Genomic DNA, 15,415 nt, shown 5'->3' with positions numbered 1-15,415 from the left:
TTGATAACTCTAGCTGCGCAGCGGGAAAGCTGCTGGCTGGCCGCTGGGATCGGGGCGGCGTCTTGGGATGCACAGAGCAGCCTCGAACAGCAGAGCACCCACGACAGCAATCAAGAACAGCCTCCATATTTCGCGCAAAATGCTGCTGGAGCTACCCGCCTGACGGTCGACTCGCTGCATCTGCAATCCTTCGAACAATGCCGCCAGCTTGTCGTCGGGTAGCGTGGTATACTGATCCTCAGCCAGCGGGCGATTTACAGCCAACAGACGCTCACCCTCGCGATAAATTCCAGCGTGGCACGCAAACTCGGTGGATAGTGCGGGTGGGCCAACAACTTGCTCCCAGGCAACAGATTTTGATGCGATCTGCGCCAGCGACTGTGGTTGATTGGTATCTCCTTCAGACGCAACCATTGCCTGAGATGTTTCCTTCGAATCGGAGACAATTGGTGCAGCCGGATTCGTAGGTGGACCAGCCGAACGCATTTGTAATCCGCGCACGGCCAGCTGTCCTTGCTCAATGGCGCGCTGAATAACCACGTACAGCACGATGCCTTCTTCCGCCAACGACGACAATTGCACATCTGGACTAGCGGTGCAGAAGTAGACTCCACCGCTGGATGTTGGCAAGCGTGCCAACAAACTGTGACCACCATCCAGTGCAGCCAATTGAGTCATCTCCTGTTGGCTGTCCAGAGTCGCGTGCCCGCGAATTTCTAGTTGACCGACCGGCAGACCGGCACCGCTCTGCGTAGCGGCCAGCAAGTCTTGGTCACCGCGCCAGTTGGTTACCGCCAGAGGCAATTGCGAATGCTCGATCCACTCGACCCAGCGTACGTCGCGATAGGCACGCGACGGGTCATGCGTTCGATGGACTAGCGATGCCGGTGGGAAAAAAACGACTTGACCACCCTGCGACAAATAATGGTCAAGCATGGCTGCGGAAACTTCATCGGGTAACGCTGCATGCCACACGACTAGGGCTGTGTCTTCCAACTGGGAAGAACTCAAGCTCCCTGGCAGCGCCTGCTCCAATTGCGTTTGGCTGACACCATCGGCGGAGATACTGGCGGCAATCTGCAATGGTCGAGCGGCAGCGGGGTCATCCGTCACCAACACAACTCGCCGCGCTGCCGACTGGCTGAATACAAAAAAGAATTCGTTGTCGGCGGGGTTGGCATCGGCAGGCAGTTCAACTCGGCCCCAGCCCGACTGCACTCCGGCTGGCAGAGGTATGCGGTATTCTCGCAACTGTCCGCCGGAACCGCTCAGTTCGACCTGCAATCGACTGCGAACCCCCGACAGCTCCAACTGCACTGGTACCGAACGCGCCGGCGGCGCCCCTTCACCAGATCGAAATACGTCTACCGATAGGACGAGAAAATTGTGACTGACTCCACCGCTATCGGTTTCCGCCTGGCGCCGCGCGTCGGTCACGCGAATCGATAAATTTTCTGACTGCATGTCTGGGTAGGCCAACAACCGGAAGCGTACGCTTTGCGGCAACGACGCAAAGCTTTGCCGCAGCCATGCCCAATCGCCACTATCGGCATTCCAGTCAGCCGACTGCAGATCAGTGCCAATCCAGATTTCAGCCGCTCCAGGCTTATTGCGTTGCAGATATTCGAGCACCGCATACATCATCTGCGTCATATTGGCCGCGGCACTATTGCCGGTCAGTACTGGTGCATCCATCAGAGCCGCCAGGCTGTCATACTCTTGTGCCTGAGCCGAAGCCGAGTCGATGGCTACCCAGTGCGCTGAACCCAAGGTCGTCAGCGCGTCGGCCATCTGCCGCTTGGCCGATGCCAACTTGGATTCGCTCGAACCGCTACCTTGCATTTGCATGCTGGGCGAACGATCCATCAGCACCAACGTCGTGTCTGCGCGGCTACCGCCCAGCAAACTCCAAAAGCCACTCGATAGCGGTCGGCTGATGGCTAGGATCAGTGCGGCTATAGCCAGTGTCCGCAGAGCCAAAATCAACCATTGTCGCAGCTTTGCGAACCCGCTGCTGAGCCGATTGGCTTGCAACAAGAACATCATCGGGGCCCATAATCGCGTTTGGTACCGCCACTGGTTAATAAAATGAATCACTATAGGCAGCACCATAAGCGGCAAGGCCCACAGCAGCCAAGGCTGCAGAAAGCTCATCGCGACCTCCGCTGATGCGCGCGATCGATCAGGAAATTGCGAATCGCCTGCTGATACGGCTGATCGACCTCTACACGGCGATAGTCTACTGCGGTCTCCAACGTGGCCTGCTTCAGCTCGTTCAGGTAATGCGACATCGCTTGCAGATAGCGATCAGCAATCTCGACAGGGTCGGCGAACATGGCTGCGCCGCCTTCAGGATCCACGAAACGTGTGGGGCGCTGAATGTTAAAGCGCAATTCATCGGTGTCCAACAAATGAAAGGCCACGACATCGTGCTTGCGAAACCGCAGATGCTCGAAACAGTCACGCAGTTCGGCCGGCTGGACGAACAGGTCCGAAATGATGATGACTAACGCCCGCTGCCGCACGGTCTCCGCCAGTTCATGCAGCAACCGGGGGAGTTGGGTTTCGCCGCGCGCTTTAGCGCCCTCCAAGTGATCCAGCAGCGTGGACCAGTGAGCCGGATTGCGCCGCGGTGGCACTTGCTGCACAATGGAATCGGACACACAGGCCAGTCCCACCGCATCGCCCTGCTGAATCGCTAAATAGCTGAGCGCAGCGGACATCCGGCAAGCATAGTCCAATTTGGTTCCGGCCGAACAAGGCACGCCCATCGATCCGCTGGCATCGACAACCAACATCAGGCGTAAGTTCGTGTCCGCTTCGAATTCCTTGACGTAGAAGCGATCGGAGCGCCCATAGGCTCGCCAGTCCAATCGTCGCAAGTCGTCGCCGGGAACGTACCGCCGATACTCGGCAAATTCGACACTGGCACCGCGGTGCGGACTCGCATGCCGTCCGGAGACGTTGCCCAACATCGCTTGGCGAGCCAATAGCGGCAGAGCCCCCAGTTCTGACAACTTGGCCGGATCGACGAGTCGGCTTGTGCGGCGTTCTGTGGCCATGCTTGTCAGGTGGCATCAATCGCCACAGTGGCTGTGATTATGCGTCTGGAGTTTCTTGAATCAATCGGCGAATGATATCCTTCGAGCCGACACGTTCGGCCTGCGCAGCAAACGTCGTAATGACTCTGTGCGTCAGCACCGACGGGGCTACAGCTTGGACATCCTGTACGCGAACCATATAACTGCCTTGTAATGCCGCTCGGGCTTTGGCACCCAAAATCAGATTTTGAACGGCGCGTGGGCCTGCCCCCCAAGCGACCAGCGGTTTCAACCACGAGGGAGCTGTCTCGCCACCAGGCCGAGTGCGCCGGACCAGCCGCGCGGCATAGGTATAGATATGGTCTGGCACCGGCACACGACGCACCAGATGCTGATAGGCAATGATCTGTTGCGCAGTCATTAAATGTTCCAGTTCCGGCAGCGCATCACCGGTGGTGGTCTTGGCAATTTGAATCTCTTCTTGCTCGTTGGGATAATCCAGTTCGATTAACGACATGAAGCGATCCAGTTGCGCTTCGGGTAACGGATAGGTACCTTCCTGTTCAACCGGATTCTGTGTCGCCAGAACCATAAATGGGTCATCCAGAGCAAAGGCTTTCCCCAGCACGGTAACGCGATGCTCTTGCATGGCTTCCAACATGGCGGCTTGCGTCTTAGGTGGCGCCCGGTTGATTTCGTCGGCCAAGACGATGTGCGCAAACACCGGCCCAGGGACGAATTGAAATTCGCGTCGCCCGCCCTCATTTTCCTGAAGGATATCGGTGCCGGTGATATCCATCGGCATCAAGTCTGGCGTGAACTGAATGCGACTGAACTTCAGCGACATGGTTTCAGCCAACTTGCTGACCAGCAATGTTTTGGCCAGTCCTGGTACGCCCATCAGCAGCGCATGACGCCGGGCGAACAGGCAGATGGCCAGCTGCTCGATAGTCTGGCGCTGCCCCACGATGACTCGCCCCAGCTCGTCCACCAGCCGACGGTAGGCCGTTCGCAACTGATCTATCGCCTCGACGTCATCTCCACTCAACGATGTTTCCGCCCGCACCTGTAGACTCATAGTAGACTGCTAATCGAGTACAAAACTGTCCGTTACGACCGCCACAACTGGTAGCCACGCTCGCCAAGAGCATGAAGTAACATAAACACCGCCACCGTCTGGCGACGGTAGCTACCTACCAAACCGCCCCGCAGTTTCTAGTCGCTTCAGGGGGCGGAACTTGTTATTATAGACCGAATAATAGTTTGTTCAGCCCTGTAGCAAATGATTTTGCAGTGTTCCGCCACGTTCGTGGCTCTAGTGAATTTATGCTCGAAACCCAGCATGTGCCGGTACTGCCTGAGGAAATCGTGGCGTTGGGCCAACCCGCCGAAGGAGAAACATGGGTGGATGGAACCGGTGGCGGGGGTGGCCATGCGCAATTGCTGCTGAACCGCATTGGTTCTCGAGGCAGATTGTTGATTCTGGATCGCGATCCTGCTGCGACCGAGCGATTGCAATGCTTATTTCCATTACCCACCCAAGTGCGTCAGGCATCATACCACCAGACCAGCAATGTACTTAGCGAACTACGTTGGCCCGCTGCCGACGGAATCTTGCTGGACTTGGGACTTAGTTCTGATCAACTGCATGACCAGCAGCGCGGATTTAGCTTTCAAGCCGACGGCGAATTAGACATGCGGTTTGACCCCAGCTCGGGACAGCCCGCTTGGCAATGGTTAGCAAGCGCTGACGAAAAGAGTATTGCCGACACCATTTATCAGTATGGCGAAGAACGCTTCAGCCGGCGCATCGCCAGTCGTATCGTGCAATCGCGGCGCCTGCAACCAATTCGCACTGCAGATCAATTGCGTGAGTTGATCTATTCGTGTGTTCCAAGAGGACGTCCAAGCCGCGGCGGATTCAAACATGGGCGAGTCGACCCGGCTACGCGCACTTTTCAAGCCTTGCGCATCGCCGTCAATCAAGAATTACAAATCCTGCAAGCCGCACTCGAGTCGTTGCCGAACTGCCTGCGCAGTGGCGGACGGCTGTTGATTATTAGCTTTCATTCGCTGGAAGACCGTCTGGTTAAACAGGCTTTTCGTCAGGACCATCGCCTGGAAATCGTGACTCGCAAACCCGTTCGTGCCAGCGAAGCCGAAGTATTGCAGAATCCGCGTTCGCGCAGTGCCAAACTGCGGGTCGCTCGTCGGCTTGCTTCGGAACAAGCCTCAGAGTAGCCACTCTTTTTTTCAGTCAGCAGCATTGGCCAGAATGCGGTGTGCTACATGTCACCTGCACACTCACTCGGGCGAGCGTAGTTATCGCCTTAACTCTATTGCTGGTATTCAGCGGAGCTGCACACTCCCGCCGATCTAATGCCAATTGCTGGAAACTTGCCGCCGATGCAGCTGATATTCGCTATTTTGTCTTGATTTCATTGACTTCAATGCGTTATGAGCCGTACTGTGTTTTTGAACTTTGCCGGAGTTATCAGATGAAGCCGTTCGCCTGGCCCGCCCTTGCGTTGACCATTGCAATCTGGCCGACCAATCTTTCCGTTGGGCACGCACAGGCTTGGCTGAACGACAATTCATCGCGCAGTGCTGGCGGTCCTGCAATTCCACAGACTCCCCAGTTATCTGAGAACGGTTTGACACAGCCACCTCCGCCATTGGGCGATATGCCGCCGTCTGTATTTGACGCGCCAACCATTCCAGCCGCTCAAACGGCCGGACCGATTTGGTATTTGCCTTGGACCTGGTTCCCGCTTGATGGATGGGAAAACAGCGCCGAACTGGGACTCAATGGAGCCACGGGCAACACCGAATCGCTGACCGTTCAAAGCGGTGCAAGATTCAAGCGGAAAACCGAACAGAATATGTTTGATCTGAGATTGCTGCAGAACCGCACGCATAACGCTGGGCTCATTTCGCAAAACAACGTCTTGCTCTATGGCGACCTGGAGCGCGATTTGGGTCAAAGCAAGTGGAACACTTTCATCAAGCAAGGTTTGGAGTACGACGAACTGCGTGCCTTCAACCTGCGATACTTTATCAACAGCGGTCTGGGATATAAATGGATCGACGGCGACGGCTTACTTATCTCGACGCGTTTCGGTGCTGGTGCATCCAGAGAATTTGGTGGCACGGATGATCGCTGGAAGCCGGAGGCGCTGTTTGGCGCGACCTACGAACACCAAGTAAATCCGCGTAATAAGTTGGTGGCTAAGTTCGACTACTTTCCAACTTGGGAAGATTTCTCGGACTATCGCACGATTACCGACTTGGCCTGGGAACACCTGTTGAGCGAAGAGAGAAACCTGTCGCTCAAGCTGGGCGCATTGCATCGGTACGATAGCACGCCCGGCGGAACTGCGAAGCCTGGCGATTTGAACTATTCGGCCATGCTGCTATACAAGTTTTAACGCAACCGGTCATGTGAATTGCAGACTGGGACACCAGCAGGGACCGTGCGTGGCTACGCCTGAACAGACCTACCGTCTGCGCGACGGTGGCTACCTCTATTTTTCACTCGGCGACCAATACAGCTCGATATCGCTGGGCATCGAGCGGACTGCGGCATCTAATTGTTGAACATCTTTCTTGCTCAACTCGCCCCGCAATCGCAAAGCCTTTCGTACATTAGCTTCCATCTGGGCCTTGTCGCCATTTTCGCGTTCAATGGTGGCTAATTGCAGCCAGGCATAGGCCTGCACCAGCGCTTGCATGTGGGCATCGTCAACTAGACTTTTCAACCGCCGGCTGGCCAACTGCAAGTCGCCGGCCTCTTGAAACTGGCGGGCCAACTGCAACTGAGCGAGCCCCACATACAGTCGATTGAGCGGGGCAGCAGAGCGCGGAAAGTAGACTTCGACGGCTTCCCATTTTGCAATTCGGCTACTGGAGCGATCCAGCATCGCCCACAAGTATTGTTTCGCAACCTCGCTTTGCCGAGGAATTCCTTCGTAAATCAGTTGGTCAGCCGCAAATAAAGCATCTGGCCCAGGCCAATTCCATCCCCAAACGGTCGCCCCAAGGCCGCGCGCTCCCAACCACAGCGCCAACGCCAACGGCACCCCCACAGCCACACCAAGAAGCGCACGGCGCAGCCTTCGATGCGGTGGTTTGTTGAGCAGTTCTTGCAATTTCCGGGTTGCATCGCTGGCTGGTGGCCGCTGCATCGCGGCGTGGTACAGTGGCATCGTGCGATCAGGCCAGTGATCTGATAAATCATGATCGCGATGCTGCTGCAAATAGCTGAGCACTTCTGCAGGACTGGAAAAACGTTCCTCAGGCGACTTGGCTAGTAGCTTCTTCAGCAAGCCGACCAAAGACTGTGGCAAATCGGGGCGCAAACCTTTAATGTCCGGCAGCGCAGCCTGCACATGCTGCATGGCCAGCGCCAACGGTGTGTCACCGCGATACGGTGGCCTGCCCATTAACATATGAAACAGCGTGACACCCAGCGAATACAAATCGCTTCGAATGTCCACCGATTGTCCCTGCACCTGCTCTGGACTCATGTAGATCGGCGTGCCAAGCGCCACTCCGGGATTCGTCAGCGATGCGGTTTCCCCCAACTGGATGTGCGCCAACCCGTAGTCGGCAACTTTGACGTCGCCGTCACTGGTCAGCATAATGTTTTCGGGTTTGATGTCTCGATGAACAATACCAACCTGTGCCGATTTGGTGAGAGCGGCCAGCGTCTGCAGCAGAATGCTCAGCGCCTCGCGAATTGGCAACTGTCGATCTTTGCCAATAGCCGCTGCCAACATGGCCTCCTCCTGTGACAGTTCGTCACCGACACGAGAAGAGATTCTGCCGATATCGCTACTGCTGCCTAATTTGCCAAGAGCTTGACCATCAGGGCAAACAAGCTGGCCGCGCAGATAGTCTCGCAGATTAACGCCAGGGACGAACTCCTGAGCCATATAACGGATCGAGCCGTCTTGACCGACCCCATAGATCTGCACGATGTTCGGATGTATCAGAGCCGCCGCCGCCTTGGCCTCCTGCTCAAAGCGCTGCTGATAGGTCTCATCCTCGGCCAAGGCAGGCCGAAGGATCTTCAGTGCAACGGGACGTTCAAGACGTTGATCGACGGCATAATAAACATCAGCCATTCCTCCACTGCCCAGCGGCCGCTCAATACAGTACCCGCCCACGACGCTACCGGACGCCAACAGCGGTCGCAGATTAGAATCCAGCTGAGTCATGAGCAATCTGTCTGGCTTTTCCATACACTGTCACTCAGCTCGATCAACTGCTGAGGGGTCAACTGTTCGGCTCGGACCGTCGCGTCCAGACCCATTTCTGACATAATCTCGTCGACCTGCTGCTTGTCAAGCCGATCCCGGACGGCCACCGTCAACGCTGACCTCAGAAACTTGCGGCGGTGCTGGAAAATCTTGCGCACTAGATCATGGAAGTGCTCGCGATGGGCCAGCCGGTCGCGCAGGACTTTTTGCGGCTGAATGTCGACGATGGCCGATTCGACCTTCGGTTGTGGCCAAAATACCGTCGGAGGCATAATGCGCACGATGCTGGTGCGACACTGCGCCTGCATCCAGACACTCAGAGCGCTATAATCCTTGGTGCGGGGTGTTGCGCAAATTCGCTCGGCCAACTCGCGCTGAATGGTGGCCACCATCCGCGCCGGCCACGGCTCGATGCTCAACAAGTTCGACAAGATCGGCGTCGCCACGTTATACGGCAAATTTGCAACTAACTTCAATCTTCCACCAGGGATCTGGCTAACCTGCTGCCGAATTTCCTGGATGACCTGGGGATGCAATTGGTTCTTGCTTTTTAGAGCATCTTGCTCCAGCAAGGTCACATTTTCCAGCTCTTCCAATTCACTGCGGGCTAACAGAGCAAGGTGGTGATCTATTTCGACGCTGACCACATGCCCGGCCTGAGCAGCCATGATGGTTGTCAGCGATCCCATGCCCGTGCCGACCTCAAGCACGACATCGCGTTTGGTTAGCTCTGCCGAATCCGCAATCAAGCGCACCAAGTTCAAGTCGATCAGAAAGTTCTGACCATAGCGCGTTTGCGGTCGCATCTTGGCGCGCTGAAAATTCTGCTGCAGGTAACTGAGCGTTTGACGCTGAACCATAGATCTGCTTATTAAAAACGGTGGTAGGACGATTGCCGAGCGTTACAGGTAGCGGTTGGAATTTGCTGGCGACTGGCGACTGTCTAGCGACAATTGTCGCTGGACATACTTAGCCAGAATATCTGTCTCCAGGTTGACCGAATCCCCCAACCGAAGCTGTCCAAGCGTCGTGGCGCTGAGCGTATGCGGAATGAGGGCCACCGAAAACTCGCAGTCGGTAACGCTCACCAACGTCAGGCTAACTCCATCAATGGCTATTGAGCCCTTAGACGCCATCTGCACCAGCAGCTCGGGAGCTGCCCTAAAGAAGATGTCAGACCATTCGGCCAGATCGCGGCGTTCGGTGACTGTACCCAGGCCGTCGATGTGTCCAGTAACGAAGTGCCCCCCCAACCGATCATGCAGCCGCAGCGACCGTTCGCAATTGACTTGCTGGCCCAATTGTAATCGGCCTAAGGTGGTTCGCGACAGTGTTTCCATGCCGGCCTGAAAGCTCATGCTGCGATCCTCAATATCAACTACTGTCAGGCAGCAGCCTTGAATGCAGATGCTGTCTCCTACACGCACATCGTCAAACTGACTTGAAAGCGCCAACGTCAGCCGCATCCCACCCGGCTCGGCCTGGATGGCACTCACGGTTGTTCTCGTCTCAACCAATCCCGAAAACATCGGCCTCGCTCAAATCGCAGTAGTTGGAAACGATCTATACTTCACGAATCACAAATTGCCTTCACTTCACGACGTATACCAGCTTACCAGCCGAAGCGGCTTTGGGCGAGTCGAATCAAAAATAACGAGGCGGTCTGGTGCTCTGGCGGCATTTGAGCACAATGTTGAGCCTAGTTTTCAGGACAGTTGTTTCTAGTTTCAGGGAAAGCGATCCGATGAGTATGATCCAGGGCGTTCAGGCGCGTCAAATTCTAGATAGCCGTGGCAATCCGACCATTGAGGTCGAAGTTGAACTCATGGACGGTGCGTTAGGTCGCGCCGCAGTGCCCAGCGGTGCCAGCACCGGCGCTCACGAGGCTTGGGAATTGCGCGACGGGGACAAGTCCATCTACATGGGCAAAGGTGTTCTCAAAGCAGTTGAACATGTGAGTGGCGAAATTGCCGACGCGTTAATCGGCCTAGACGCTCTGGACCAGCGCGAAATCGATCGGGTGATGATCGAACTGGATGGCACCGAAAACAAGAAGCGCTTGGGGGCCAATGCGATTTTAGGCGCTTCGATGGCTGTGGCCAAAGCTGCCGCAAATTACTGCCAACTGCCGCTGTATCGCTACCTGGGAGGCACCGCCGCGCACATTCTGCCCGCCCCCATGATGAACATTGTCAACGGTGGCCAGCACGCAGACAACTCGGTGGACGTACAAGAGTTCATGGTCATGCCCCTGGGCTTCGACTCTTTCTCTGATGCGCTGCGCGCCGGGGTTGAAGTCTTTCATCACCTGAAAAAAGTACTCAGCAGCCGCAAGCTGAACACCTCCGTCGGCGACGAAGGCGGCTTTGCACCCGACCTGGGCAGCAATCAAGAGGCGCTAGACCTAATCATGGAAGCTATCGGTCAAGCCGGCTACCAAGCTGGCGAGCAGATCTTCATCGCACTGGATGTCGCAGCCACCGAATTTTATGACGAGAAAACCAAGCGTTACACGATCGATGGCAAGAAGCTGTCCGGTGCCGAGATGGTTGGATTTCTGGAAGCATGGGTCGACCAGTATCCCATTTGCTCCATCGAAGACGGGTGTTCCGAAGACGACTGGGACAGTTGGAAACTGCTGACCGATAAACTTGGTAACCGAGTGCAGCTTGTCGGCGATGACCTGTTTGTCACCAACGTCCAGCGATTGCAGCGCGGCATCGACGCTGGCATTGGCAATAGTATTTTGATCAAGGTCAACCAAATTGGTAGTGTCACTGAAACCATCGACGCCATCCAATTGGCCACGCGCCACGGTTACACGTCGATCTCCAGCCATCGCAGTGGTGAAACCGAGGACTCGACGATCGCCGACCTAGCGGTTGGACTGTCCACCGGTCAGATCAAGACAGGCTCCGCCTCGCGTAGTGACCGCATGGCCAAGTACAATCAACTGTTGCGCATCGAAGAACAGCTCGGCAACACAGCCCGATACGGCGGACCGCTCTTCAAACGACGTTCGTAAACTGGGTACTGGCACTCAAGTCAGTAGGGATGGCGAGGTCGGAAGATTGCCAAAATTCCGTGCTGCTATGCAGCGGCTGGCTAGACGATCGTGCGTCCAACGCCGATTGGATTGACGGCTTGTCGGTAGATGGTAAGTGCTTCAGGTAATAGCTTTTCTAGCTCTGACGCCCGGCGATGATCCGCCGGATGCGTAGACATGAACTCGGGCGGTTTGACAGCTCCCTGGCTTGCACTGCCAAAGCGTTGCCAGAATCTGGGAGCTTCGCTGGGATCGTATCCCGCTTGCGACATCAACATCAGTCCGATGTGATCGGCTTCCGTCTCGTGCTTGCGACTGTAGGGCAGCAGCACGCCGTAGTTGGTCGCTACGCCGTAAGCACGCATCCACAGTTCTCGCGATACCTGCTCGCGATTCTGCGTCAGTACGCCCAGTACCTGTTGTGCACCATTGACGGCGGCCTGCTGACTCATCCGCTCTCCGCCGTGACGCGCCAGCACGTGGGCCACTTCATGGCTCATCACCACCGCCAGGCCGGCTTCATTTTGACAGACCGGCAGTATGCCTTCATAGACCACAATCTTGCCACCGGGTAGACAATAGGCATTTTGCTCATCGCCTCGGATCAATCGCACCTCCCATTCATAATCGGTGCGTCCACTGGCTGCGGCGACGCGATGACCAACCTCGTGTACCAGTTGGCTGCTCAGACTGGTAGATAACTCCTGGCTCTGCTGCATCACCTCAGCAAACGCCTGCTGCCCCATAGCGATTTCGGTTTGCTCTGGGAACATGATCATCTGCTTGCGACCGGTGATGGGTGCAGACCGACATCCGCAACAACCGCCCACCGTCCAAGCCCCGGTAACAGTCAACCAAGTTCGACGATCTATCACCCCATGTACTCCAATTTGCAGACTGATACACTTTCGAACGTTTAACTCGTTGACAGCCCGGATTCTCTGAAATCTGCGACTGTGGCGAAAGATGGATTCTCGATCACTCAAGCCGAGGTATTTTCTACTAGCCAATTGCCAGCATTCCGCTTGTCAGGCACACTAACACTTATCCCGGCAGGCATCGTCGTGGGGTAGTAGACCGCCTTTGCCACAGCGCCAGCCAATGCGGTTTTTATGGCAATTAGGAAACATCGTCTCGCTCAACAATCCCTTTATTGCCAATCAGTTTGGTTACTCGAATATGACTTCATTTGCCAGCATCGTCCCGCAACTCCGCCAACAGTTTCCATCCTTGTCGCGAGTCGCCCCCGATTCGAATCGTTCCATCGCCTATCTTGACGCGCCGGCCGGAAGCCAAGTCCCACAGTCGGTCATCAACGCTGTAACGGACTATTACCGCTGGCATAACGCCAACACCGGCGGAGCCTTTGGCACCAGTCGCCAGACCGCCGCATTGACCGCCGAGGCTCATCAAGCTGCTGCGGATTGGTTTGGCTGTACGGACGCCGGCGAGTGTATTTTTGGTGCCAACATGACGACGATGACTCTGGCCTTCTCCCGGGCGCTGGCACGCACCTGGAAGCCCGGTCAGCGCATCGTGGTCACTCAATTGGACCACGACGCGAATGTCACTTCATGGAAGCTGGCGGCTCGCGATGTGGGTGTCGAAGTTGATACGATCAGCGTCAACGTCGCGGATGCTACCTTAGACGAGCAGGACTTTCAGCGCAAGGTAACCGATCAAACGCGACTGGTAGCCCTGACCGCTGCGTCCAACAGCGTAGGCAGTACGACCCGCGTTCAGCAGTTAACCGAACTGGCGCATCGCGCCGGAGCAGAAGTGTATTTGGACGCTGTACATTGGGCTCCACATCGCTTAATCGATGTCGCCCAGTGGGGCGTCGACTACTGCATCTGCTCGGCATACAAGTTCTTTGGTCCACACGTCGGACTGTTGTGGGGGCGTCGCCAACGATTGGAAGAACTTGCCGCTTACAAACTACGGCCCTCACCAAACAGTCTGCCTGGCAAATGGATGACCGGCACTCCCAACTTTGCAGCCATCGCGGGTGTCCGCGCCGCCATCGACTACCTGGCCAACATCGGATATCAATTGTCCTCGGCCAGCCAAGATAGCTACCGTCACCAGACGGTGGAAGAATTGCCAAACGACAATCCACTCGACATGTCACCAGCCTCTCCCACGCCCAACCGTCGGCAAGCGCTTCAAATAGCGCTGACAGCGATTCAAGAGTACGAGACGGGCCTAGCGACTCAACTGATCGACGGTCTGCTGGGCCTGCCCAAAGTTACCGTGTATGGCATCACCGATCCACAGCGTTTCGCCGAGCGTGTGCCCACGGTCGTGTTTACTGTCGAGGGCCTGACGTCGCAGCAAGTGGCCAGCTATTTGGATAGTCGAGGCATCTACTGCTGGCATGGCGACTATTACGCAGTGGATATCTGCGCCGCGCTTGGACAGGCACGTGACGGCATGGTACGGCTGGGCATCGTACACACGACGACGACTGAAGAAATTCAGCGCGTGATTGACGAGTTACAGCGACTGGTGAGCTAACCTTTTCCTGGCACGGCAATGCCCAGCTCGTGCATGAGCAATTGCATGTCTTCCCACACCAATCGTTTGGCCTGCTCGTTCCTTAGCAGATACGACGGATGGTAAGTCACCAGCACTTTGGCACCGCGATACGCAAAGAACTTGCCACGCATACTGCCGACCGATGAACTTAGTCCTAATAGTGACTTGGTCGCTACTGCTCCTAGGCAAACGATGTACTGCGGTTGCAACACTTCCAATTGTGACTGGACAAATGGACGGCAGTTGTCAATCTCATGATCGGCCGGTGTTCGATTACCCGGCGGGCGGCATTTGAGCGCATTGAGGATGAAGACATCCTCGCGGCGCAATTGCATGGCCTGGATTATTTTGGTCAGCAGTTGACCAGCGCGGCCCACGAACGGTTCGCCGACACGATCTTCATCAGCTCCCGGCGCTTCGCCCATGAAACAGATGGTGGGCGAGGGAGGTCCAACACCAAATACCGTTTGATGACGATAGTTGCAAATTTCAGTACACAGTCGGCATTGGCGGATCGAATTCTCCAGCTCCTTGAAGACCTCCACCCTTGCCGCAACTTGCAGGGCAGGGCGAGTCCAACCACGTGAACCTGCATCGCCGATCATGCCATGCACCCTCAGCATCGGTGCTTGTTGCACGGGTACGGAGTCGATATCCAAGTGAGTGCTGGTAACGCCGCCGACTGCATCTTCGCTTGAGCCTCTGTCTGGCTGCCTGAAAACGGCTGGCCGATCAGCCGCAGCAGTGCCAGCTACACTCTGTGAAGTTTTGACTGAATCGACATCTACTTGGCCACAACGATCGCTGATCACATCCAGCCATTCCTGCGGCAAATCCTCTACTGACCCGCGCGTCACCCAACGCACGCCACAGCGTTCAAAATTCTCCAGCGTTTGCCGAAGAGCCAATTGAAGGTCGATTTCGCTTGCCGACAACGTCCCATTCCCTGCTATATGAGAAGCCACATACGGTAGTCGGCAGCATAAGAGAAACGCCTCAAGTTGCAAGCCTATATTGAGTCCACTTTCTCGACCAAATTTTGGTGCACCTCTCTCTGCCATCCAGTTGCAGGTTCTCCGGCTTAGCAGCGGGAGGCGGAACCGGGCACCGATGGCCATCATTGATTCCGAAAAATCTCGAAATATCCAATGTAGCGCTCTGAGGTGGTCCCGCTTTCACGGACAGCCCAGTCTCTGGTGGATTCTCTGGGGATTCTCTGGTTCTCTCTGGGGACACAGCACAATGGTGTGGGGGTTCTCTGGGTGGGGGGTTCTCTGGGGACACAGCACAATGGCGGGCGGGTAGCGAATTCCTAAAAAGTTGGGAATGCCGGTCAAAGAATTCCAGGGTGGGGGTTCTCTGGGGGTTCTCTGGGGACACAGCACAATGGCGGGCGGGTAGGGAATTCCTAAAAAGTTGGGAATGCCGGTCAAAGAATTCCAGGGCCAGTTCGTCTAACAAGGTATCAAACGCAATTCGGCCAGCATTGGTCACTGGACCGAAGCTGAACTGCGACTGTTGTACCTTCA

12 protein-coding genes are annotated in these 15,415 nt (G+C 56.0%); 4 read left to right on the top strand and 8 right to left on the bottom strand.

Annotated elements, in window-relative coordinates:
• Window positions 1-9: 9 nt before the first annotated feature.
• Genes KF752_05880 through KF752_05870 form a run of 3 tightly spaced genes read right to left on the bottom strand, consistent with a single transcriptional unit; the run spans window position 10 to window position 4,119 of the window.
• Window positions 10-2,154 (bottom strand): BatA domain-containing protein, encoded by a 2,145-nt coding sequence (locus tag KF752_05880; protein ID MBX3421069.1) that lies wholly within the window; start codon window positions 2,152-2,154, stop codon window positions 10-12.
• Window positions 2,151-3,062: a DUF58 domain-containing protein gene (locus KF752_05875; GenBank protein ID MBX3421068.1), complete on the bottom strand. Its 912-nt coding sequence runs from the start codon at window positions 3,060-3,062 to the stop codon at window positions 2,151-2,153. Before KF752_05875 ends, KF752_05880 begins: the two co-directional genes overlap by 4 nt.
• A 37-nt stretch (window positions 3,063-3,099) precedes the next feature.
• Entirely contained in the window at window positions 3,100-4,119 is a 1,020-nt protein-coding gene (locus KF752_05870) for a MoxR family ATPase (GenBank protein ID MBX3421067.1), read from the bottom strand.
• A gap of 248 nt (window positions 4,120-4,367) precedes the next feature.
• On the opposite strand from KF752_05870, the gene rsmH reads away from it, so the two are divergent.
• A complete protein-coding gene (gene rsmH / locus KF752_05865; protein ID MBX3421066.1) occupies window positions 4,368-5,282 on the top strand; it encodes a 16S rRNA (cytosine(1402)-N(4))-methyltransferase RsmH in 915 nt (304 codons plus the stop codon).
• A gap of 257 nt (window positions 5,283-5,539) precedes the next feature.
• Entirely contained in the window at window positions 5,540-6,469 is a 930-nt protein-coding gene (locus tag KF752_05860; GenBank protein ID MBX3421065.1) for a DUF481 domain-containing protein, read from the top strand.
• Window positions 6,470-6,565: 96 nt separating this feature from the next.
• Here the strand turns inward: KF752_05860 and KF752_05855 are convergent, their stop codons facing one another.
• The 3 genes from KF752_05855 to KF752_05845 form a co-directional block, all read right to left on the bottom strand.
• Window positions 6,566-8,260, bottom strand: coding sequence for a serine/threonine protein kinase (locus KF752_05855; protein MBX3421064.1), 1,695 nt, complete (start codon window positions 8,258-8,260; stop codon window positions 6,566-6,568).
• A complete protein-coding gene (gene rsmA / locus KF752_05850; protein MBX3421063.1) occupies window positions 8,257-9,108 on the bottom strand; it encodes a ribosomal RNA small subunit methyltransferase A in 852 nt (283 codons plus the stop codon). The genes KF752_05855 and rsmA overlap by 4 nt, the downstream gene beginning before the upstream one ends.
• Before the next feature lie 96 nt (window positions 9,109-9,204).
• A complete protein-coding gene (locus KF752_05845) occupies window positions 9,205-9,831 on the bottom strand; it encodes a riboflavin synthase (protein MBX3421062.1) in 627 nt (208 codons plus the stop codon).
• A gap of 215 nt (window positions 9,832-10,046) precedes the next feature.
• On the opposite strand from KF752_05845, the gene eno reads away from it, so the two are divergent.
• The gene (gene eno, locus KF752_05840; GenBank protein MBX3421061.1) at window positions 10,047-11,327 is read left to right on the top strand and encodes a phosphopyruvate hydratase; all 1,281 of its coding nucleotides are present in this window, start codon (window positions 10,047-10,049) and stop codon (window positions 11,325-11,327) included.
• 80 nt (window positions 11,328-11,407) lie between these two features.
• Here eno and KF752_05835 read toward each other — a convergent pair whose 3' ends face one another.
• The gene (locus KF752_05835) at window positions 11,408-12,223 is read right to left on the bottom strand and encodes a M48 family metallopeptidase (protein ID MBX3421060.1); all 816 of its coding nucleotides are present in this window, start codon (window positions 12,221-12,223) and stop codon (window positions 11,408-11,410) included.
• A 226-nt stretch (window positions 12,224-12,449) separates the two neighbouring features.
• On the opposite strand from KF752_05835, the gene KF752_05830 reads away from it, so the two are divergent.
• Window positions 12,450-13,865 carry a cysteine desulfurase-like protein gene (locus KF752_05830; GenBank protein MBX3421059.1) on the top strand — a complete coding sequence of 472 codons (1,416 nt, stop codon included), beginning with the start codon at window positions 12,450-12,452 and terminating at the stop codon, window positions 13,863-13,865.
• On the opposite strand, the gene KF752_05825 is transcribed toward KF752_05830, so the two are convergent.
• Window positions 13,862-14,821, bottom strand: coding sequence for a uracil-DNA glycosylase (locus tag KF752_05825; protein MBX3421058.1), 960 nt, complete (start codon window positions 14,819-14,821; stop codon window positions 13,862-13,864). The genes KF752_05830 and KF752_05825 overlap by 4 nt on opposite strands.
• Window positions 14,822-15,415 lie beyond the last annotated feature (594 nt).

This window comes from Pirellulaceae bacterium (assembly GCA_019636385.1).
In the GTDB taxonomy this organism is placed as follows: Bacteria; Planctomycetota; Planctomycetia; order Pirellulales; family Pirellulaceae; genus Aureliella.
This window is presented reverse-complemented; position numbering and strand designations above follow the sequence as displayed.

Coding starts and splice junctions, on each gene's coding strand:
- rsmA (MBX3421063.1), bottom strand. CDS start 9,108: ATGCGACCGCAAACGCGCTATGGTCAGAACTTTCTGATCGACTTGAAC.
- KF752_05875 (MBX3421068.1), bottom strand. CDS start 3,062: ATGGCCACAGAACGCCGCACAAGCCGACTCGTCGATCCGGCCAAGTTG.
- KF752_05830 (MBX3421059.1), top strand. CDS start 12,450: ATGCGGTTTTTATGGCAATTAGGAAACATCGTCTCGCTCAACAATCCC.
- rsmH (MBX3421066.1), top strand. CDS start 4,368: ATGCTCGAAACCCAGCATGTGCCGGTACTGCCTGAGGAAATCGTGGCG.
- KF752_05845 (MBX3421062.1), bottom strand. CDS start 9,831: ATGTTTTCGGGATTGGTTGAGACGAGAACAACCGTGAGTGCCATCCAG.
- KF752_05870 (MBX3421067.1), bottom strand. CDS start 4,119: ATGAGTCTACAGGTGCGGGCGGAAACATCGTTGAGTGGAGATGACGTC.
- KF752_05855 (MBX3421064.1), bottom strand. CDS start 8,260: ATGACTCAGCTGGATTCTAATCTGCGACCGCTGTTGGCGTCCGGTAGC.
- eno (MBX3421061.1), top strand. CDS start 10,047: ATGAGTATGATCCAGGGCGTTCAGGCGCGTCAAATTCTAGATAGCCGT.
- KF752_05880 (MBX3421069.1), bottom strand. CDS start 2,154: ATGAGCTTTCTGCAGCCTTGGCTGCTGTGGGCCTTGCCGCTTATGGTG.
- KF752_05860 (MBX3421065.1), top strand. CDS start 5,540: ATGAAGCCGTTCGCCTGGCCCGCCCTTGCGTTGACCATTGCAATCTGG.